17 protein-coding genes are annotated in these 16,998 nt (G+C 62.3%); 12 read left to right on the forward strand and 5 right to left on the reverse strand.

Translation table 11 applies throughout. The features are described from left to right. Nucleotides 1-226: 226 nt before the first annotated feature. Nucleotides 227-1,168 carry an alpha/beta fold hydrolase gene (locus C5J22_RS05425; RefSeq protein ID WP_105437444.1) on the forward strand — a complete coding sequence of 314 codons (942 nt, stop codon included), beginning with the start codon at nt 227-229 and terminating at the stop codon, nt 1,166-1,168. 96 nt (nt 1,169-1,264) lie between these two features. On the opposite strand, the gene C5J22_RS05430 is transcribed toward C5J22_RS05425, so the two are convergent. Together C5J22_RS05430 and C5J22_RS05435 are read right to left on the reverse strand one after the other, a co-directional pair. Then, nucleotides 1,265-2,266, reverse strand: coding sequence for a ketopantoate reductase family protein (locus C5J22_RS05430; protein ID WP_105437445.1), 1,002 nt, complete (start codon nt 2,264-2,266; stop codon nt 1,265-1,267). 79 nt (nt 2,267-2,345) lie between these two features. Next, the gene (locus C5J22_RS05435) at nt 2,346-2,564 is read right to left on the reverse strand and encodes a hypothetical protein (RefSeq protein ID WP_105401093.1); all 219 of its coding nucleotides are present in this window, start codon (nt 2,562-2,564) and stop codon (nt 2,346-2,348) included. Nucleotides 2,565-2,782: 218 nt separating this feature from the next. On the opposite strand from C5J22_RS05435, the gene ftsZ reads away from it, so the two are divergent. Further along, nucleotides 2,783-3,808 carry a cell division protein FtsZ gene (gene ftsZ, locus C5J22_RS05440; protein WP_105401094.1) on the forward strand — a complete coding sequence of 342 codons (1,026 nt, stop codon included), beginning with the start codon at nt 2,783-2,785 and terminating at the stop codon, nt 3,806-3,808. Between the two features lie 11 nt (nt 3,809-3,819). Here the strand turns inward: ftsZ and C5J22_RS05445 are convergent, their stop codons facing one another. Further along, nucleotides 3,820-4,395, reverse strand: coding sequence for a TetR/AcrR family transcriptional regulator (locus C5J22_RS05445; protein WP_245440313.1), 576 nt, complete (start codon nt 4,393-4,395; stop codon nt 3,820-3,822). Between the two features lie 281 nt (nt 4,396-4,676). On the opposite strand from C5J22_RS05445, the gene C5J22_RS05450 reads away from it, so the two are divergent. From C5J22_RS05450 to C5J22_RS05470, 5 genes are all read left to right on the forward strand, one after another. Beyond that, nucleotides 4,677-5,627 (forward strand): homocysteine S-methyltransferase family protein, encoded by a 951-nt coding sequence (locus C5J22_RS05450; protein WP_105437447.1) that lies wholly within the window; start codon nt 4,677-4,679, stop codon nt 5,625-5,627. A gap of 16 nt (nt 5,628-5,643) precedes the next feature. Beyond that, nucleotides 5,644-5,847, forward strand: a complete 204-nt coding sequence (locus C5J22_RS05455; protein ID WP_105437448.1) for a hypothetical protein — start codon at nt 5,644-5,646, stop codon at nt 5,845-5,847. Nucleotides 5,848-5,990: 143 nt separating this feature from the next. Continuing rightward, a complete protein-coding gene (locus C5J22_RS05460; RefSeq protein ID WP_105437449.1) occupies nt 5,991-6,824 on the forward strand; it encodes a class I SAM-dependent methyltransferase in 834 nt (277 codons plus the stop codon). Between the two features lie 66 nt (nt 6,825-6,890). Then, nucleotides 6,891-7,592, forward strand: a complete 702-nt coding sequence (locus C5J22_RS05465) for a thioredoxin family protein (RefSeq protein ID WP_105437450.1) — start codon at nt 6,891-6,893, stop codon at nt 7,590-7,592. 251 nt (nt 7,593-7,843) lie between these two features. Beyond that, a complete protein-coding gene (locus tag C5J22_RS05470; RefSeq protein ID WP_105419412.1) occupies nt 7,844-8,473 on the forward strand; it encodes an outer membrane protein in 630 nt (209 codons plus the stop codon). A 119-nt stretch (nt 8,474-8,592) separates the two neighbouring features. On the opposite strand, the gene C5J22_RS05475 is transcribed toward C5J22_RS05470, so the two are convergent. Both C5J22_RS05475 and C5J22_RS05480 read right to left on the reverse strand, forming a co-directional pair. Continuing rightward, nucleotides 8,593-9,219, reverse strand: coding sequence for a hypothetical protein (locus C5J22_RS05475; RefSeq protein WP_245440295.1), 627 nt, complete (start codon nt 9,217-9,219; stop codon nt 8,593-8,595). Nucleotides 9,220-9,444: 225 nt separating this feature from the next. Beyond that, nucleotides 9,445-10,335, reverse strand: a complete 891-nt coding sequence (locus C5J22_RS05480) for a LysR family transcriptional regulator (protein ID WP_105437452.1) — start codon at nt 10,333-10,335, stop codon at nt 9,445-9,447. An 88-nt stretch (nt 10,336-10,423) separates the two neighbouring features. On the opposite strand from C5J22_RS05480, the gene C5J22_RS05485 reads away from it, so the two are divergent. The 5 genes from C5J22_RS05485 (at nt 10,424) to pstA (ending at nt 16,946) form a co-directional block, all read left to right on the forward strand. Further along, nucleotides 10,424-12,091 carry a carboxylesterase/lipase family protein gene (locus C5J22_RS05485; RefSeq protein ID WP_245440296.1) on the forward strand — a complete coding sequence of 556 codons (1,668 nt, stop codon included), beginning with the start codon at nt 10,424-10,426 and terminating at the stop codon, nt 12,089-12,091. Between the two features lie 15 nt (nt 12,092-12,106). Next, the gene (locus tag C5J22_RS05490) at nt 12,107-12,685 is read left to right on the forward strand and encodes a flavodoxin (RefSeq protein WP_245440297.1); all 579 of its coding nucleotides are present in this window, start codon (nt 12,107-12,109) and stop codon (nt 12,683-12,685) included. A gap of 338 nt (nt 12,686-13,023) precedes the next feature. Beyond that, nucleotides 13,024-14,067 carry a substrate-binding domain-containing protein gene (locus C5J22_RS05495; protein ID WP_105437453.1) on the forward strand — a complete coding sequence of 348 codons (1,044 nt, stop codon included), beginning with the start codon at nt 13,024-13,026 and terminating at the stop codon, nt 14,065-14,067. Between the two features lie 66 nt (nt 14,068-14,133). Next, nucleotides 14,134-15,594, forward strand: a complete 1,461-nt coding sequence (pstC, locus tag C5J22_RS05500) for a phosphate ABC transporter permease subunit PstC (RefSeq protein WP_105437454.1) — start codon at nt 14,134-14,136, stop codon at nt 15,592-15,594. Further along, entirely contained in the window at nt 15,591-16,946 is a 1,356-nt protein-coding gene (pstA, locus tag C5J22_RS05505; protein WP_105437455.1) for a phosphate ABC transporter permease PstA, read from the forward strand. The genes pstC and pstA overlap by 4 nt, the downstream gene beginning before the upstream one ends. The last annotated feature ends 52 nt before the right edge of the window (nt 16,947-16,998 follow it).

Raw genomic sequence — 16,998 nt, forward strand, 5'->3', positions numbered from 1 at the left:
ACCATCTTCAGCCGGCACAGTCCCCGTGCCACGCCGAAGATAATCAGGCGGCTTTCATCCCCTGCAGCCGCCGTACAAGAATAATATTTTGACCTCCAATCTGCCTGTCCCGCCGTCTCCTCGCGGCGGGATTTTCTTTGCGCGAACAATTTTTAGCGTGGATTGTCGGCCCGGGCTCTTCTTTTCCGTCCTTGGGGCATCACCACCGATCCCCGAGGAGGACGTCATGTCGATCAGGATAATCGCCACCGCAATCGCAGCCCTTGCCGCATCGCTCGTTCAGGCATTCGCCGAAGCGCAGGAGCCGAAACCGGCCGCACCGCAGGCGGTCGCCGCCGAGCCATCGAAGAAGGGCCGCGTCGAGGCCGGCGGCATCAGTTATTATTACGAGATCCGTGGGAAAGGCGAACCGCTCCTGCTGCTCCATGGCGGTCTCGGCTCCGTCGACATGTTCGCCCCGATCATGCCGGCGTTGACGGAGCACCGCCAGGTGATCGCCGTCGACCTCCAGGGCCATGGCCGCACCCCGCTCGGCAAGCGTCCGATCAGCCTGGAAGCCATGGGCGCCGACATGGGCAGGGTCGTCTCAGAACTCGGCTACCGCCAAGTCGATGTGCTCGGTTATTCCATGGGCGGCGGCATCGCGCTGCAGATGGCCGCTCAGGCGCCGGAAAAAGTGCGGCGGCTGGTCATCGCCTCGGCGCCGTTTGCCAAACGCGGCTTCTTTCCGGAAATGATCCCGCAGCAGGAGTCCGTCACCGGTGCCATGGCCGAGATGATGAAGGACACGCCGATGTTCATCTCCTACAAGGCCGTGGCTCCGGATGTCTCCGAATTCCCGCGGCTCCTCGATGCCATGGGCGACCTGATGCGCCGGGACTACGATTTCTCCGATGCGGTCGCCAAGTTGACCATGCCGGTCATGCTGGTCTTCGGCGACAGCGACATGGTGCGCCCGGAGCATATCGTCGAGTTTTATCAGAAGCTCGGCGGCGGCCTGAAGGATGCCGGCTGGATGCGTGAGAACATGCCGAAGAACCGGCTGGCGATCCTGCCCGATCTCACCCATTACGAGGCATTCGCATCGCCGGCCCTGGCGCCGACCGTGCTGCCCTTCCTGGACGGCAAGAGCAATGCGCCGAACTGGGCGGAGCAGGTGAAGAAGTGACAACCGCAATAAAAGCTATGCCGGCCGAAAGGCCGGCATAGCTTCGATTTCAACCACTTGCCGGCATCTGCGGATTCCCGTTCAGAAACACTTGAATCAGTTTCTGAGGTTTTCGCGGTCGAGCTGCAGCGTCAGCGCCAGCACTGTTTCGCAGGTCGGGGTCGGCACGCCGGCGAGCTTGCCAAGCGCCACCACCATGCCGGTCAGCGGAACGATCTCCAGCGCCTTTCCGGCAAGCAGGTCCTGCAGCATCGAGGTCCTGACCGGGCCGAAGCCGCCTGACCGGCCGAGCTGTTCTTCGAGGCTTCGGCTGAAGACCGCGCCAAGCGCCTCGCCGACGGCCCTGGTTTCCGCCATCACCTTGCCGACCTGCGCGACCAGCGCTGCATTTTCCATGATGCTGTTCATCCGGCCGCGGGTCAGCGCGCTGATCGGGTTGTATGCGGCGTTGCCCATCAGTTTGGTCCAGATCTCGTCGCGGATCCGCTGCGTCGGGATGATGTTGAGGCCGGCGCGGCCGAGAAGCCCGGAGATCGACACCAGGTCCGGCGAAAGCTCGCCGGATGGTTCGCCGAGGAAAAAGCGGCCGTCGCCATTGAGGCGAATGGTGCCGGGTTCGGTCACTTCCGCCCCCTGATAGGCGACGCAGCCGATGACCCGTTCCGGCCCGACCAGCCGCCAGAGCTTGCCGTCCGGATCGAGTTCCGGAAGCTGTCTTTCCGCATGCCCGCTTCCGGAATCCCGATGGAAATACCACCAGGGAATGCCGTTGAGGATCATGATGACCCGGGTGCTTTCCTTGAGAAGGCTCGCAAGGCCCTCGGCCGCATCGCCAAGCTGGTGTCCCTTGAGACCGGTAATGATCAGGTCCTGTTTCGGCAGTTCCGACGGGTCGCTGGTGGCGGTGACACGCGCATGGAGCGGCGCGGCATCGCCACCCTGCTCGACGGTCAGGCCGTTGTCGCGAATGGCGGCGAGATGTGCGCCGCGCGCTACGATCGAGACATTGGCCTCAGCGCCGAGCCCGCTCGCGATCTTCGTCGCGAACGTGCCCCCGAGAGCGCCCGCACCATAAATGCAGATATTCCTGATGGTCATGATCCTCACCGACGCTGAAATGCAGTGCGGTAGATCTAGGGCATCTCCGGCGTTCAGGCGAACGAGTTTTTGTGATGGGTCAATGGGCCCAGTTGGCGGAAACGAGTTCTGTCCGGCGAAGCTCGTCGATCGCGGTGACTGCATCTTCCACGGACCAGCCGGCCTTGACGGCGGCCGCGATCATCTTGATCTCCGCCTCCTCCTCGAGGGCAAGAAAGAGCGGTTCGAGGGCCTCCTGAACGGTGAGGATATGTTCATCGGGCGGGGCTATGGACGCACGTGCGGCGGACGTAGGCATGGTACGTGGTGCTCCTCTCTCTTTTGTGATCGACTGTTCACAATTGCTATGACCGCAAAAGGTTCCACGCAACCTGTGGAAAATTTCATCCGGCCGCTTTCTGCAACACCAAGCTTGTTCTTTCGCCAAGCCTCTGCCTTGTTGCCGAGCTAAAATGCAAGTGATTCGGGTGCCACGAGGCCGCCCGGCCGGCGGGTGCCGATGCCAAGGAGATTGCGATGACGGACGCCAAAAAATACCAGATCACCGAAATGCGGCCGAAGATCACCGTGATCGGCGTCGGTGGCGGCGGCGGCAACGCCATCAACAACATGATCGCCGAGGAATTGGAAGGCGTCGATTTCATCGCTGCCAATACCGACGCGCAGGTTCTGGCAACCTCCAAGGCGTCGCGGCGCATCCAGCTCGGCGCCCACGTGACCGAAGGCCTCGGTGCCGGATCGCTGCCGGAGATCGGCCGCGCTGCAGCGGAAGAATCGATCGACGAGATCATGGACCATCTCTCCGGCTCGCACATGTGCTTCGTGACGGCCGGCATGGGCGGCGGCACAGGCACTGGTGCCGCACCGGTCATCGCCCATGCTGCCCGCAATGCCGGCATCCTCACCGTCGGGGTCGTCACCAAGCCCTTCACCTTCGAAGGCAACCGCCGCATGAAGACGGCCGATGCCGGCATCGAGGAACTGCGCCGCGCTGCCGATACCGTCATCGTCATTCCGAACCAGAACCTGTTCCGCATCGCCGATGCCAAGACCACGTTTGCCGACGCGTTCATGACCGCCGACAAGGTGCTGTTTGCCGGCGTCGGCTGCATTACCGACCTGATCGTCAAGGAAGGCCTCATCAACCTCGATTTCGCCGACGTGAAGTCGGTGATGAAGGGCATGGGCCGGGCAATGATGGGCACCGGCGAAGCCTCCGGCGACGGCCGCGCTCTGCTCGCCGCGGAAGCTGCGATCGCCAACCCGCTGCTCGACGACATCTCGATGAAGGGCGCCAAGGGCGTGCTGATCTCGATCTCCGGCGGCTCCGACATGACACTGTTCGAGGTGGACGAAGCCGCAAGCCGCATCCGCGACGAAGTCATGGACGACGCCGATATCGTCGTCGGCGCGATCTTCGACCGCAGTCTCGATGGCAAGTTCCGTGTCTCGGTCGTCGCGACCGGCCTCGATGGCGGCGAAGCCGGTGTCGCTCCCGGCACTCCGGCGGACATGCAGACTTTCCAGCGCACGCTGCAGTAACGTCGGCTCGCTTATCTGGAAAACAGCAGTTTTATATAGGAGCGGTAGGCAAGGATCTGCCGCTCCAGTTGCCGGGGGTCCTTCAGCGCCTTGGACATGATGATCGCCCCGTCCATGACGCAGGACAGCATGTTCGCAACATCTGCCAGAGCCACCGGTTCGCGAGGCGGATAAACCGCTGCGATCTCCTCGATATGCTCGAGAAAGCGCGCGTTCCAGGACCGGATCGAATCCGAGTTCAGCTTCAAGACTTCATGATCGAAAAGCCGCTCCTGGTAGCAGACCGAGGCGATCAGGCAGCCTGGATGGCCGCCCGGCAGGTCGCGCACCAGCTCGCTCAGGAACTTCAGCCCCAGTAGGAAAGCCTGCAGCGGATCGTCGCTGAGTTCGCGGCCCCGGCCGAAGATGTCGTCGAAGATCTGGTCGTTCTCGGCGACGTAGCGGCGCAGCATCTCGCGCGCCAGCTCGTTCTTGTCCTTGAAATGGTAGAAAAATCCGCTCTTGGTGATGCCGGCTTCGGCGATCAGTTCGTCGATCGATGTGGCGGCAAACCCCTTGGCGAGCACGGACGCTTCCGCAATTTCCATGATGCGGTCGCGGGTGGCTGCTCCTTTGCGCGTTTCCCGCGTCTCCGAAGACTTGACCGCCGGTACAGTTTCTCGCGGCCTCACCGCGGCAACGTCGAGATTCTCTGCCCTTTGAGACATGCTAACCTCCCGTAAACTCGGACAAATTTCAAAAGCATGCTCGGCTGTACCATGAGCTTACTAGAAGCCCTGCACGTAAATCTGCGAAAAACGGTCATTCCCTGAGCGGCCGGGAGCAATATCCGGAATCCGCTCGTCATGTTTACCACAGGAGACAGACGATGGCCAAGTATCGCCACAACCTGCCGCAGATCAACAGCGGCGATTTTCTTTCCGACGGAGGTCTGGAGACGACGCTGGTCTTCCATCGCGGCATCGACCTTCCGGCCTTCGCAGCTTTTCCGCTGCTCGACAACGCCGCCGGCCGCGAGGAACTGACCGCCTATTACGAGACCTATCTGGCGATCGCCCGCGATCACCGCCTCGGCTTCATCCTCGACACGCCGACCTGGCGGGCGAATGCCGACTGGGGGCCGCAGCTCGGTTACGATCGCGAGGCGCTGAGGGCGCTCAATATCCGCTCGGTCGAATACATCGAAAAGCTGCGTCGGCTCTGGGAACGGCCGAGCCGGCCGATCGTGCTCAACGGCGTTATCGGTCCGCGCGGCGACGGCTACAAGGACGGCAACATGGAGCCTCATGCAGCCGAGGACTATCACGCGTTCCAGGCCGAAGCCTTCGCCGACAGCGAGGCCGACATGATCTCGGCGATCACCATGAACAATATCGGCGAGGCGGTCGGCATCGTCCGGGCTTCGAGACGCGTCGGCATGCCCTGCATCGTGTCCTTCACGGTCGAGACGGACGGCCGGCTGGTCAACGGCAAGACATTGCGGGCGGCGATCGAGGAAACCGATGCGGCGACCGACGGTTACGCGGCCTATTACATGGTCAACTGCGCCCACCCCACCCATTTCGAGCAGGCGCTTTCCCGCGGCGAAAGCTGGGTGAAGCGGATCTCCGGCATCCGCGCCAACGCGTCCGCCAAGAGCCATCAGGAGCTCGACGATTCGACGGAGCTGGACATCGGGGATCCGCTCGACCTCGGTGCCCGCTACCGCGCGCTCCGGCAGAACTATCCGGCGATGCGGGTGCTCGGCGGTTGCTGCGGCACCGACCATCGGCATCTGCAGGCGATCTGCGACGCCTGCCTGCCGGCGGCCGCGGCCTGAGGCGGGAGGGAGGAGCATGCCTGCCACGACATTGTTCGGCGCCATCGCCCTGATCTCCGGCCGTTGGCTCAATCCCTGCGCCACGGTGAAGGATGCCGATGGCGAGCGCGCCCGGGCGAGGCTCAGGACCCTGCCCATGATCGACGAGCACCTGCTGCGCGATATCGGCTTTCGCGAGGAGGTATCCCGTTTCCACCGCAACCGCTTTCCGGGGTTTTGACCCCAGGGACCGGTTCTTGCAAATGCCTTCCGGCGGTTTCGGCTGCCGGGAGGTTTTCCTTTTCGTCTTTTCTCTTGTCTTTCCATAGTCATCGCGTGGCGGTATAGCTCGCGGCCCATTCGACGATTGAGAGGAGGACGAGCATGGATGCGACGGATGTCGGCGCCCATTGGGAGAGCAATGCGGAGACCTGGACGATCTATTCACGGGCGGGCTACGACAAGTACCGGGACGCGCTGAACACCCCGGCCTTTCTCGACATGCTGCCGCCGGTCGCCGGATTGAAAGGCCTCGATCTCGGCTGCGGCGAGGGTACCAATACCCGCGAGGTCGCGCGGCGCGGGGCCGAGATGACCGGGCTGGACATCGCCCCGACCTTCATCCGTTACGCCCGCGAGATGGAGGCTGCCGATCCGCTCGGCATTGCCTATGTGCTCGGCGACGGGCAGGGGATCGATTTCCCGGACGGAACCTTCGATTTCGTCACCGCCTTCATGTCGATGATGGACATGGCCGATCAGCGAGGGGTTCTGAAGGGCATTTACCGTGTGCTGAAGCCCGGCGGCTTCCTGCAGTTCTCGATCCTGCATCCCTGTTTCGTGCCGCCGACGCGCAAGAACATCCGTGACGAGACGGGCGAGGCGGTCGCCGTCCAGGTGGCCGACTATTTCGACGAGACGGACGGGCGGATCGAACGTTGGCTGTTTTCGGACATCCCGGCCGAGGAGCGGGCGAAGCTGACGCCGTTTGCGGTGCCGCGTTTCCACCGGACGCTGACCACCTGGGTGTCGATGATCGTCGGCGCCGGACTGGTGATCGAGGCCTTTGGCGAGCCGATGGCATCGGAGGAGGTGGCGCGGGCCGAACCGGTCGTCGCCGACACCCGCGTCGCGCCGATCTTCCTGCACATCCGCGCCGTCAAGCCATGGACGCGAAAAGAGCGGCCAGACTGTCCAGGAGAAGTCACTAAACCGTGAGCCTGTAACCGGGGCGCGGACCGCTGCGAATGAAGGTGCGATGGCAATGCTGCAAGGAGCATCCCCGTGAAAAACCTGAATTCGTTTCGTATCGCGATCGCCGCCGCGTCGCTTGGCTTGATCGGTGCAGCACCCGCCTTGGCCGAGGCGCGAAATCCGGTCGTGGTCGAGCTGTTCACCAGCCAGGGTTGCTCGTCCTGCCCGCCCGCCAATGCCAATCTGGTCAAGCTGAGCGGCGATCCCGACATCTTGGCGCTCAGCTTCGCTGTGACCTATTGGGACTACCTCGGGTGGAAGGACATTTTCGGCAGGGAGGAGTTCACCCGGCGCCAGGTGACCTACGAACCGGCGCTGGGTCAGTCGGGCCCGTTCACGCCTCAGATGGTCATCAATGGCCGCACCTCGACGGTCGGCCAGGATCTCGGTGAAGTCCGCAGCCTGATTGCAGCAGAAAGGCCACTTGCCGGACCTGCGGTGCGCCTGAAGGGCGATACGGCAACGATCGATGGCGGTGGCAAACCGGCGTCGCCTGCCGATATCTGGCTGGTCCGCTATAATGCAGGCCTTGTCGAAGTTCCTGTGGCACGCGGCGAAAACGCCGGCGAGACATTGCCCCATGCGCATGTAGTGCGCGAACTGACGCATCTCGGCCTGTGGAATGGCAAGCCACAAAGCCGGACGATCCCGCCGGCAAAGCCACACGAGAAACGTGCTCTGCTCGTTCAGGAGCGCAATGGCGGCCAAATTCTCGCAGCTGCGACGGATTGATGAAGAGCCAATGGGCGATTTCATCAGGCGCTCCCGGTACTGTTACACTTGTTGATCGGGTCGTTCGTGGCAGTCGCCGGCGAGTTAAGGAAGTGTTTATGAATTCGTGAAAAATGAATGGATACTTGCCGGCGGTCCGGGCCTGAGGGGCTTGGTTGGGATGACCGTGACTGCCGCGCGGTGCGTAACCTTTTGAGTAACCGCCTGCATGTGTTCGCGACGCAGGTGCTGTACGGAGTAAAGCCAAGACCATGAACAAGAAGCCCTTCGCCCTGGCGATCTTCGCCGCATCTTTCGCCACGCCCCTCTGGGCTGCCGACCTCGCGCCCTATTCCGAACCGCCGGCCTATAACGAACCTGCCGGCGCGCCGAAGGCGGGCTGGGGTGGCGCCTATGTCGGTGCCGATCTCGGCATGGCATCCCGCAAGCTGAACCCGTTCGATGGCGATAAGGGCCTCGTTCTCGGCGCTCACGGCGGCTACAATATAGACCTCGATTCCGGCGTCGTCGGCGCGGAAATCGAAGCCTCGCATCTGGGCAACGTGGAAAGCCGCGTACCGGGCGGCAAGATCACCGAAAAGGGCCGCGTGGCCGCCAAGGCCAAGGCCGGCGTCGGCTTGAACCAGACGCTCGTCTACGGCACCGCGGGCGTTGCGCTCACCAGCTTCGGCGGCAAGAACGGCACGTCTGGTCCGGACGGCTGGAAGCCGGGCTGGGTCTTGGGCGCCGGCGTCGAGCAGAAGCTCACCGACAACCTGTCGGCCCGGGTCGAATACAATTACACCATGACCAACGATGTCCGCAGCACTTCCGGCGGCGTCTCCTCCAGGACCGACGTGCGCGACCAGACGCTCAAGGCTGGCGTGAACTACAAGTTCTAGTCCCGCAAAAAAAACTCTCCGGATTCATCGGATCTGGAGAGGCTATTGTCGCGGTTCGACAATCTTTAAAGCGCCGTATGCCGGAAGGCCTACGGCGCTGTTGGTTTAAAGGACGGTTCTCAGAGAGCCGCGTCCGTGTCGAGCTGGTCGCGGACCTGGTCGATCTTGCCGACCGCCGGCCCCACTCCAAGCTCGTCCTGCGCCCATCCGAAGGCCTCGTCGCTCACCGGCGCGCCCGCGAAATCCTCCAGCGCATCGCGAAGCGCTGCCTCGCCGAGCTCGGGATCGGTAGCGGCAGGATCGATACCGTTCGTCAGTTCATATTGCGCATAGGCGTTCACGTAGGCCGAGAGCGAGGTCATCCGCGGATCGTTGGTGTTGAGATAGGCGTGGTAGTTGCGCTTCAGTGAGCTGAGGCCTGCCACTTTTGCGGCCTGCGGCTTGGCTTTCTCCGCTGGCGTTGCCTTCGAGACCTTGCGGTCGGCATCCTTCTTCGTCCGCTCCTTGCCGGAGCCGAGACTGGCCGAGGTCGACCGGCTCTTGCCGGAATTGCCATGGTTCGAGACGTCGTCACGACCGCCGCCCTTGCCGCCGCCGTTTCCACCGCCGCCACCATTACCGCCGCCGTTGCCGCCGCCATTGCCATCCTTGGCCAAGGCGAGGTCCGGAAATCCGGTTACGCCTCCGCCGACGGACACTGCGGCGAGCGCAAGGACGACGATGCCGTTCTTGAGGACCTTGTTCATGTTCACCCATCTCCTGATATACATTGCCAAAGCCACAAGAAGCTTGTGCTTCGTGGCTTTTCGGATGCCGTACATTCTGGCGCAGCAGCCGATATAAATCCATGGGATTAGGACCAATGAGCCTGCCTTCGGGACCAAGGTCCGGTGGGGGCGGGGACATTGGTCTCATTGGGAGCCCGTTGTCCACATGAACGCCTGACCGCGCGTCGTCGCTTTGACTGTAACCTAGGCGCGGTAACGAAGCGCGTTCAGCAGGAGCACGAATGCGGGGGAATGCTGCCGCCGGCTCGGGTAATACAGATGATAGCCAGGAAAGGGCGGGCACCAATCTTCAAGAACCCGGACCAGGCGTCCGTCTTCGATGTATGGCTGGGCGTAGTCCTCCAGCATGTAGGCGATGCCAAGGCCAGTGAGGGCCGCGTTGATCCTGAGTGAACCGCTGTTGAACACCGCCTGTCCATCGACCCTGACGTTCACGACTTTTCCAGCCTTCTCAAACTCCCACGCATTGATGGCCTTGGAGGTGGGCATTCGGATGTTGATGCAGTTGTGACGCGTCAGATCCTCGGGAGTTACGGGCAGTCCCTGCTTTTCGAAATAGGATGGTGAGCCGACCACCGCCATTCTCAGGTCAGGCCCGATGCGCATCGCGATCATGTCTTTCTCGACCTGTTCCCCCAGACGAACCCCGGCATCAAACCGCTCGGCCACGAGGTCGACCATGGCCGCATCGACGATCACTTCGATCTTCACCTCCGGGTATTCACGGAGAAACGTCTCGAGCACCGGCCACAGGATTGTCTCGGCCGCATGCTGGCTCGACGTGACGGCAATCCTTCCGGCAGGACGCTCCCGGAGATGCATCAATGAATCAAGCTCCGCATCGATCTCCTCGAACCGGGGACCGAGGGACGCCAAAAGGCGCTCGCCCGCTTCCGTGGCCGAGATGTTTCGGGATGTCCGTGCAAGAAGCCGCAACCCGAGACGTTCTTCCAGGTTCTTGATCGTCTGGCTCAGAGCCGACTGCGAGACGTTCAATCTCGCGGCGGCCTTCGTGAAGCTGCCCTCTCGGGCGACGGCGACGAACACGGCAAGGTCGTTATAAAGCTTCGCCATCGATAAGTTTTCCTAATAGGCCCTAGAGCATTCTATCATCTTTTCGATGGAAGCAAGTCGGACTAGGTTTCCTTGCGAGATCGAGGACATGGAGAAAACGATGAAGGCCGGGCAGCAGAGCAGACGCGGGTTCCTTTCCACGCTGGCAGTCGGCCTGGCCGCGCCGGTCTTTTTCAGAGGCACCATGTCGATGGCGGCCCAATCCACGACCGTCGGGATCAGGAATGGCGTCCTGCGTGGCTCCTTTGCAAAAGGGGCCTTCAGCTTCAAGGGGATCCCCTATGCCGCAAGCACGGCCGGTGCCAATCGCTTCAAGGCTCCGCAACCGGTGCAAGACTGGGCAGGCGAGCGCGATGCCACGAAATACGGCTCCCTCAGCCCGCAGATCAACACCGGTATGAGCGGGCCTGTGTTCGGCTGGTATAACCAGAAAGAGCCGCTTGGCGAGGACTGCTGCGTCCTCAACGTTTTCACGCCCGACCTGGACAGGAATGCCAATCGCCCGGTGATGTTCTACATCCATGGCGGCGGATACATCAACGGCGGGGGAGGCGGTGCCGGTCTGGACGGAAGCAATCTCGCCCGCTACGGCGAGGTCGTGGTTGTCACGATCAACCACCGCCTCAACGCGTTCGGCTACACCAACCTGTCCCACCTCGATGCCGAGCGTTTCGGCGACGCAGCCAATGCCGGCAATCTCGACATCGTTGCGGCACTCGAATGGGTCCGCGACAACATCGCTGCATTCGGCGGAGACCCCGGCAGCGTAACCGTCTTCGGACAGTCCGGCGGCGGATCGAAGATCATGACCCTGCTCGCCATGCCGAAAGCTCAAGGATTGTTCCATCGCGCCATCAGCATGAGCGGCGCGGCCGGCCTCAACGTCGATCCGGCGGCGGCCATGGAGTGCTATGCCAACGCGTTCATCAAGGAGCTCGGTGTCGATCCGAAAAACCTCGCGGCGGCACAGCAGATCCCGATGCAGACCGTGCTCGACGCACGCAACCGTGCCGTGGCCGCCTCGTTCGAAGGCGCCCGCCCGGTCATCGACGGAAAGCACATCGTCACCCGCCCGATGACGGAGGAAGGCCTCGCAATGCATGCCAAGGTGCCGCTGATGATGGGGAGCACCAAGACGGAGGCCAGCCTGTTCTTCCAGAGCGACATGCGGAACTTCAAGCTTACCGACGACCAGATGCGGATGAGGATGCGCACGGTGTTCAAGATCGACGACCGGAAGGTCGATGCGATCGTGGCGGCGTACCGCAAGGCGTCACCCGAGATTACCCCGTCCGACATCCTGGTCGCCGTAGCCTCCGACGTGCAGTTCCGCCTTCCGCTGACCGGGGCCGCCGAAACCAAGTCGGGCGCCTCCGGGCAGGCTCCCGTCTACATGTACAGTTTCAATTGGCCCATCCCCTGGGAGAACGGTGTGCTCGGCTCGCCGCATACCGTGGACATCCCGTTTGCGTTCGGCACCGTCAACGAGGCTGGGGAGATGACCGGATCGGGCGACGAGGCAATGGAGACCTCCATGAACCTGATGTCGGCCTTCGCGAACTTCGCGCGGACCGGAAACCCGAACAACGACCGCATGCCGAAATGGAAGCCGTACGACACCGCCGCGAGGACGACGATGCTGATCGATGCGACGTGTGAGGCGGCCACGGACTGGCGGGGTGACGCCCTCCGGGAGGTCTCGACGCTGAAGATCGATCCGTTCAATCGCGCGGCGCTCTACAAGTACGAGTCCTGACGGAGGAGGCGGGGCGTGAGCCATGAGATCCCGAAACGCACGCTCTTGAAGGCGATATCGCTGACAGCCGCAGGTGTCGTCATGCCCCGGGTGCCGGCACTCGCAGCCACGCAGCCCCGCGTGCTGGTGGCCTATTTCTCCCGAACCGGGAACACGCGGGTGATCGCGAAACAGATCCGGCGCGCCCGCGATGCCACGCTCTTTGAAATCACGGCGGCCACGCCCTATCCGGAGGATTACCAGGCAACGGTCGCTCAGGCTGCGGCAGAGACCAGATCCGCCTATCTGCCGCCCCTCATGCATTTGGTTGCCGACATTCAATCCTACGACACGATCTTCCTGGGCTTCCCCATCTGGGGAATGACCGCGCCGCCGGTGATCCGCTCATTCCTGCTGGCGCACGACCTGGCGGGCAGGCAGGTCGTTCCGTTCATGACCCACGGTGGTTACGGCGCGGGCAACAGCATCGGCGTCGTCGAGGCCCATGCCCCCAGGGCAATCGTCCGCCCCGGCTTTTCCCTGGAAGCCGATCAGGAGAAGCGCACCCTGGACACGGTCTCGACCTGGCTGGACACCATGCCGCGGAACGACTGAGGCGTTCCGCGGGCCAGATAGAAGCTCCCTGTATTCCGTGGCAACGATCCGTCGGGCTCCTGCACGACGTCGAACGAGGATGTCACCGATACCGGATCAGATATCCTGATGCGTTCGACGAACTGCGGCGGTGGGAGTGTTCACCCCCTCGCCAATATCGCTGTCATAACCCATATTCCGTCCTTTCTGCCGGAGCAGGCACGGAGGCTGCAAACCTGTGCAAATGCTGGGGCGCGTCCTTTTCACAAATGAAATAAATATGTCACAAAACTGTAATGAGCAACAGATAGAGGGTAGCCGACGCCAGAGCGTCAATCCGAATTCCAAGGGAGAAATCCATGAAGAAGTATCTAGGAAGCTGCGCTGTAGCCGCAATTCTTCTCGCGACCGCAGGCGTCGCAACCGCTCGCGATCAGGTTCAGGTTGCTGGCTCCTCCACCGTTCTTCCCTACGCCTCGATCGTGGCAGAGGCGTTCGGTGAAAACACCGATTTCCCCACCCCGGTCGTTGAATCGGGTGGCTCGGGCGCCGGCCGCAAGAAGCTCTGCGAAGGCGTGGGCGAGAACACCATTGACATTGCCAACTCCTCCTCGCGCATCAGCCAGGCCGACATCGACCTCTGCGCCAAGAATGGCGTGAAGGAAATCCAGGAAGTCCGCATCGGCTACGACGGTATCGTGTTTGCCTCGGACATCGCCGGTCCCGCATATGCCTACACCCAGGCCGACTGGTACAATGCCCTCGCCGCCAAGGTGTTGAAGGACGGCAAGCTGGTTGCCAACCCGAACAAGGCCTGGAACGAAGTCCGCGCCGACCTGCCGAAGCAGCAGATTCTTGCTTTCATCCCGGGCACCAAGCACGGCACCCGCGAAGTATTCGACGAGAAGGTCATCGTCGATGGCTGCAAGGAAAGCGGCGCATATGACGCCCACCTCGCTGCCGCCAACAATGACAAGGCTGCCGCCGCCAAGGCCTGCATGGCGATCCGCACCGACGGCGTCTCCATCGACATCGACGGCGACTACACCGAAACTCTCGCTCGCGTCGCTGCCAACAAGAACGGCATCGGCGTCTTCGGTCTGTCCTTCTACCAGAACAACACCGACAAGCTGCGTGTCGGCACGATGAAGGGCATCGTTCCTTCGGTCGAGACGATCGCCAAGGGCGAATATCCGGTTTCGCGTCCGCTCTACTTCTACGTCAAGAACGCTCACCTCGGCGTGATCCCGGGCCTGCAGGAATACATCGAGTTCTTCGTGTCCGACGAAATGGCCGGACCGAAAGGCCCGCTGGCAGCATACGGCCTGGTTTCCGATCCGGAACTGGCCAAGACCCAGGCAGCCGTCAAGGCTCGCACCCCGATGGGTCCGCTGAAGAAGTAATTCTCATCTCCGGCGGCGCGATCCTTGCGCCGCCGGTTTTCATTCCTTTCAGCGGATGTGGGCGAAATGAGTGTGGGCATCATTATCTTTGTTGTACTGGGGCTTGCGGCGCTCGGGTTTATTTTTGGCAGGCAGCGCGCCCTGTCGATTTCGCCGCCGGGCGGCGCCAAGCTGCATTCCCTTCCCGGCTATTACGGTCAGACCGTAGCTCTATTCATCGCAGTGCCTGCCCTGCTACTGTTGGTCCTGTGGCTTTCGGTGCAGCCGTCCATCATCGAAGGCCGGATCAGCAACATGATCCCCGCGAGCGTGGTGCCTGAAGGCGGGGCGCACAGTCTCGTAATGTCCGATGTGCGCAGGATCGCGGAGGGATTGGACGCCGTCATCGAAAGAGGCGGGGTCGGCGAGAACGAACTCGACGACGGCCGTATCGATTTCAACAACATCCGCACACGTCTTGCTGAGGTGGGCGTCGCCCTTGGCGGCGAGGTGCCGGTCGAAGTGTTCGAAGCCGCGAGGGCTTACCGGCAAAGCGCCAGCACCAGCAACATGGCCATGACGATCGCGGTGCTTGCTTTGGCCCTGGTCATGGGACCTCTGGCCTACCGGCGCATTCGCCCCGAACAACGGGCCCGCAATCTGAGCGAGGGTTTCCTCAAATGGGTTTTGATGGGCTCGTCGCTCGTCGCTATCCTGACTACCGTCGGCATCGTCGGCTCGCTGGTCTTCGAGACAATCAGCTTCTTCAGTCTTTATCCCTGGCAGGATTTCTTCTTCTCCTCGGTCTGGAACCCGCAGTTCCGCGGTGGTTCGGATCTCGGGATACTGCCCCTGCTGTGGGGTACCTTCTACGTATCGATCATATCGCTGATCGTTGCCGTTCCGATTGGCCTGATGATCGCCGTCTTCCTGTCCGAATATGCAGGTCCGAAAACACGCAGCACCGTCAAGCCGGCCATCGAAGTGCTCGCGGGCATCCCGACGATCGTCTACGGCCTGTTCGCCCTGGTCACCGTCGGGCCGTTCCTGCGCGATTGGTTTGCAGAACCCCTCGGGCTTGGAACGTCTTCCTCCTCGGTGCTGACGGCAGGCCTGGTCATGGGCATCATGATCATCCCCTTCGTCAGTTCCCTGTCGGATGACATCATCAACGCCGTTCCGCAGGCCTTGCGCGACGGCTCCTACGGTCTTGGCGCCACGCATTCGGAAACCATCAAGCAGGTTGTCCTGCCCGCCGCACTGCCAGGCATCGTCGGCGCCGTGCTGCTGGCGGCCAGCCGTGCGATCGGTGAAACCATGATCGTGGTGCTGGGCGCGGGCGCAGCTGCAAAACTCGATCTCAACCCATTCGAAGCCATGACGACCGTGACCGTGAAGATCGTCAGCCAGCTGACCGGCGATACGGAGTTTTCAAGCCCCGAGACGCTGGTGGCGTTCGCTTTGGGCCTGACCCTCTTCGTGATAACGCTCGGGCTCAATGTGCTGGCCCTTTACATCGTGCGCAAATACCGGGAGCAGTACGAATGACCGACGTCTCCGTGTTCACCAATGCCGGCGCTCCGCCGCAGGGAAAGTCGCTCCTTGCCCTCGACGAGCGGACCCGCCGCCGCAATGCCTCCGAGGCGCGGTTCCGCCTGATGGGCAAAATCGCCGTAGGCATCGGCATCCTGGCCCTTGTCGGCCTGCTCGTGTCGATCCTGTCGAACGGAATTTCCGCCTTCCGCCAGACCTATATCTCGCTCGATATCCATCTGGACCCCGCCAGCCTGGATAAGGCCGGCGACCGAAAGCCGGAAAACATCGCAAAGATCTCGACCTTCGGCTATGCGCCGCTGATCGAGAAGGCGCTGAACGATGCAATGGCAGCCAAGGGCATCTCCGCCAACGGAATGAATGCCAAGGCCGCGGCGGAACTGATCTCCAAGGAGGCGCCTGCCGACCTGCGCAGGTTCGTTCTTGCCGATCCTTCAGTGATCGGCGGCACGCACAGATTCGACCTGCTGGCGGGCGGCCGCATCGACGGCTACTACAAGGGGCGCGTCACCATGGAAAGCGCCGCGCTGGACCGCAACACTTCGCCCGAGCAGCTGAGGCTGGCGGACAAGCTGAAGGAAGCCGGCATCCTGACAACGCGTATCAACTGGTCCTTCTTCACTGCGCCGGACGCGTCCGATACGCGGCCGGAAGCGGCGGGATTGGGTGTTGCCATCATTGGTTCCGTCTACATGATGCTGATCGTGGTCGTGCTGTCGCTGCCGCTTGGCGTCGCCGCATCGATCTATCTCGAGGAATTCGCGCCCCAGAACCGCTTTACCGATCTCATCGAGGTCAATATCGCGAACCTGGCCGCGGTGCCGTCGATCGTGTTCGGTATCCTGGGCCTAGCGATGCTGATCAATTTCTTCGGCCTTCCCCAGTCAGCATCCATTGTCGGCGGCCTGGTCCTGACCCTGATGACGCTGCCGACGATCATCATAGCCACCCGCGCCGCATTCAAGGCTGTACCGCCGTCCATTCGCGATGCCGCGCTGGGTGTCGGCGCGTCGAAGATGCAGTCAATCTTCCACCACGTTCTGCCGCTCGCCATGCCTGGCATCCTCACGGGCACAATCATCGGCCTTGCCCGTGCGCTCGGCGAAACCGCGCCGCTGCTGCTCATCGGGATGGTAGCCTTCGTGAGGGAATATCCGGCCGGTCCTCCGGACGGGCTGTTCGACCCGGCCTCCGCCCTGCCTGTCCAGGTCTACAACTGGACCCAGCGCGGCGACCCGGCCTTCGTCGAGCGCGCATCCGGTGCGATCATCGTCCTGCTGGTCTTTCTGATCTTGATGAACCTAATTGCAATCATTCTTCGCCGCCGCTTCGAGCGTCGCTGGTAAAAGGAGCGTAGTGATGAACAACATGTCCACGAGCAACATATCAACGACGCCG

It is taken from the genome of Neorhizobium sp. T25_13 (assembly GCF_002968675.1).
In the GTDB taxonomy this organism is placed as follows: Bacteria; Pseudomonadota; Alphaproteobacteria; order Rhizobiales; family Rhizobiaceae; genus Neorhizobium; species Neorhizobium tomejilense.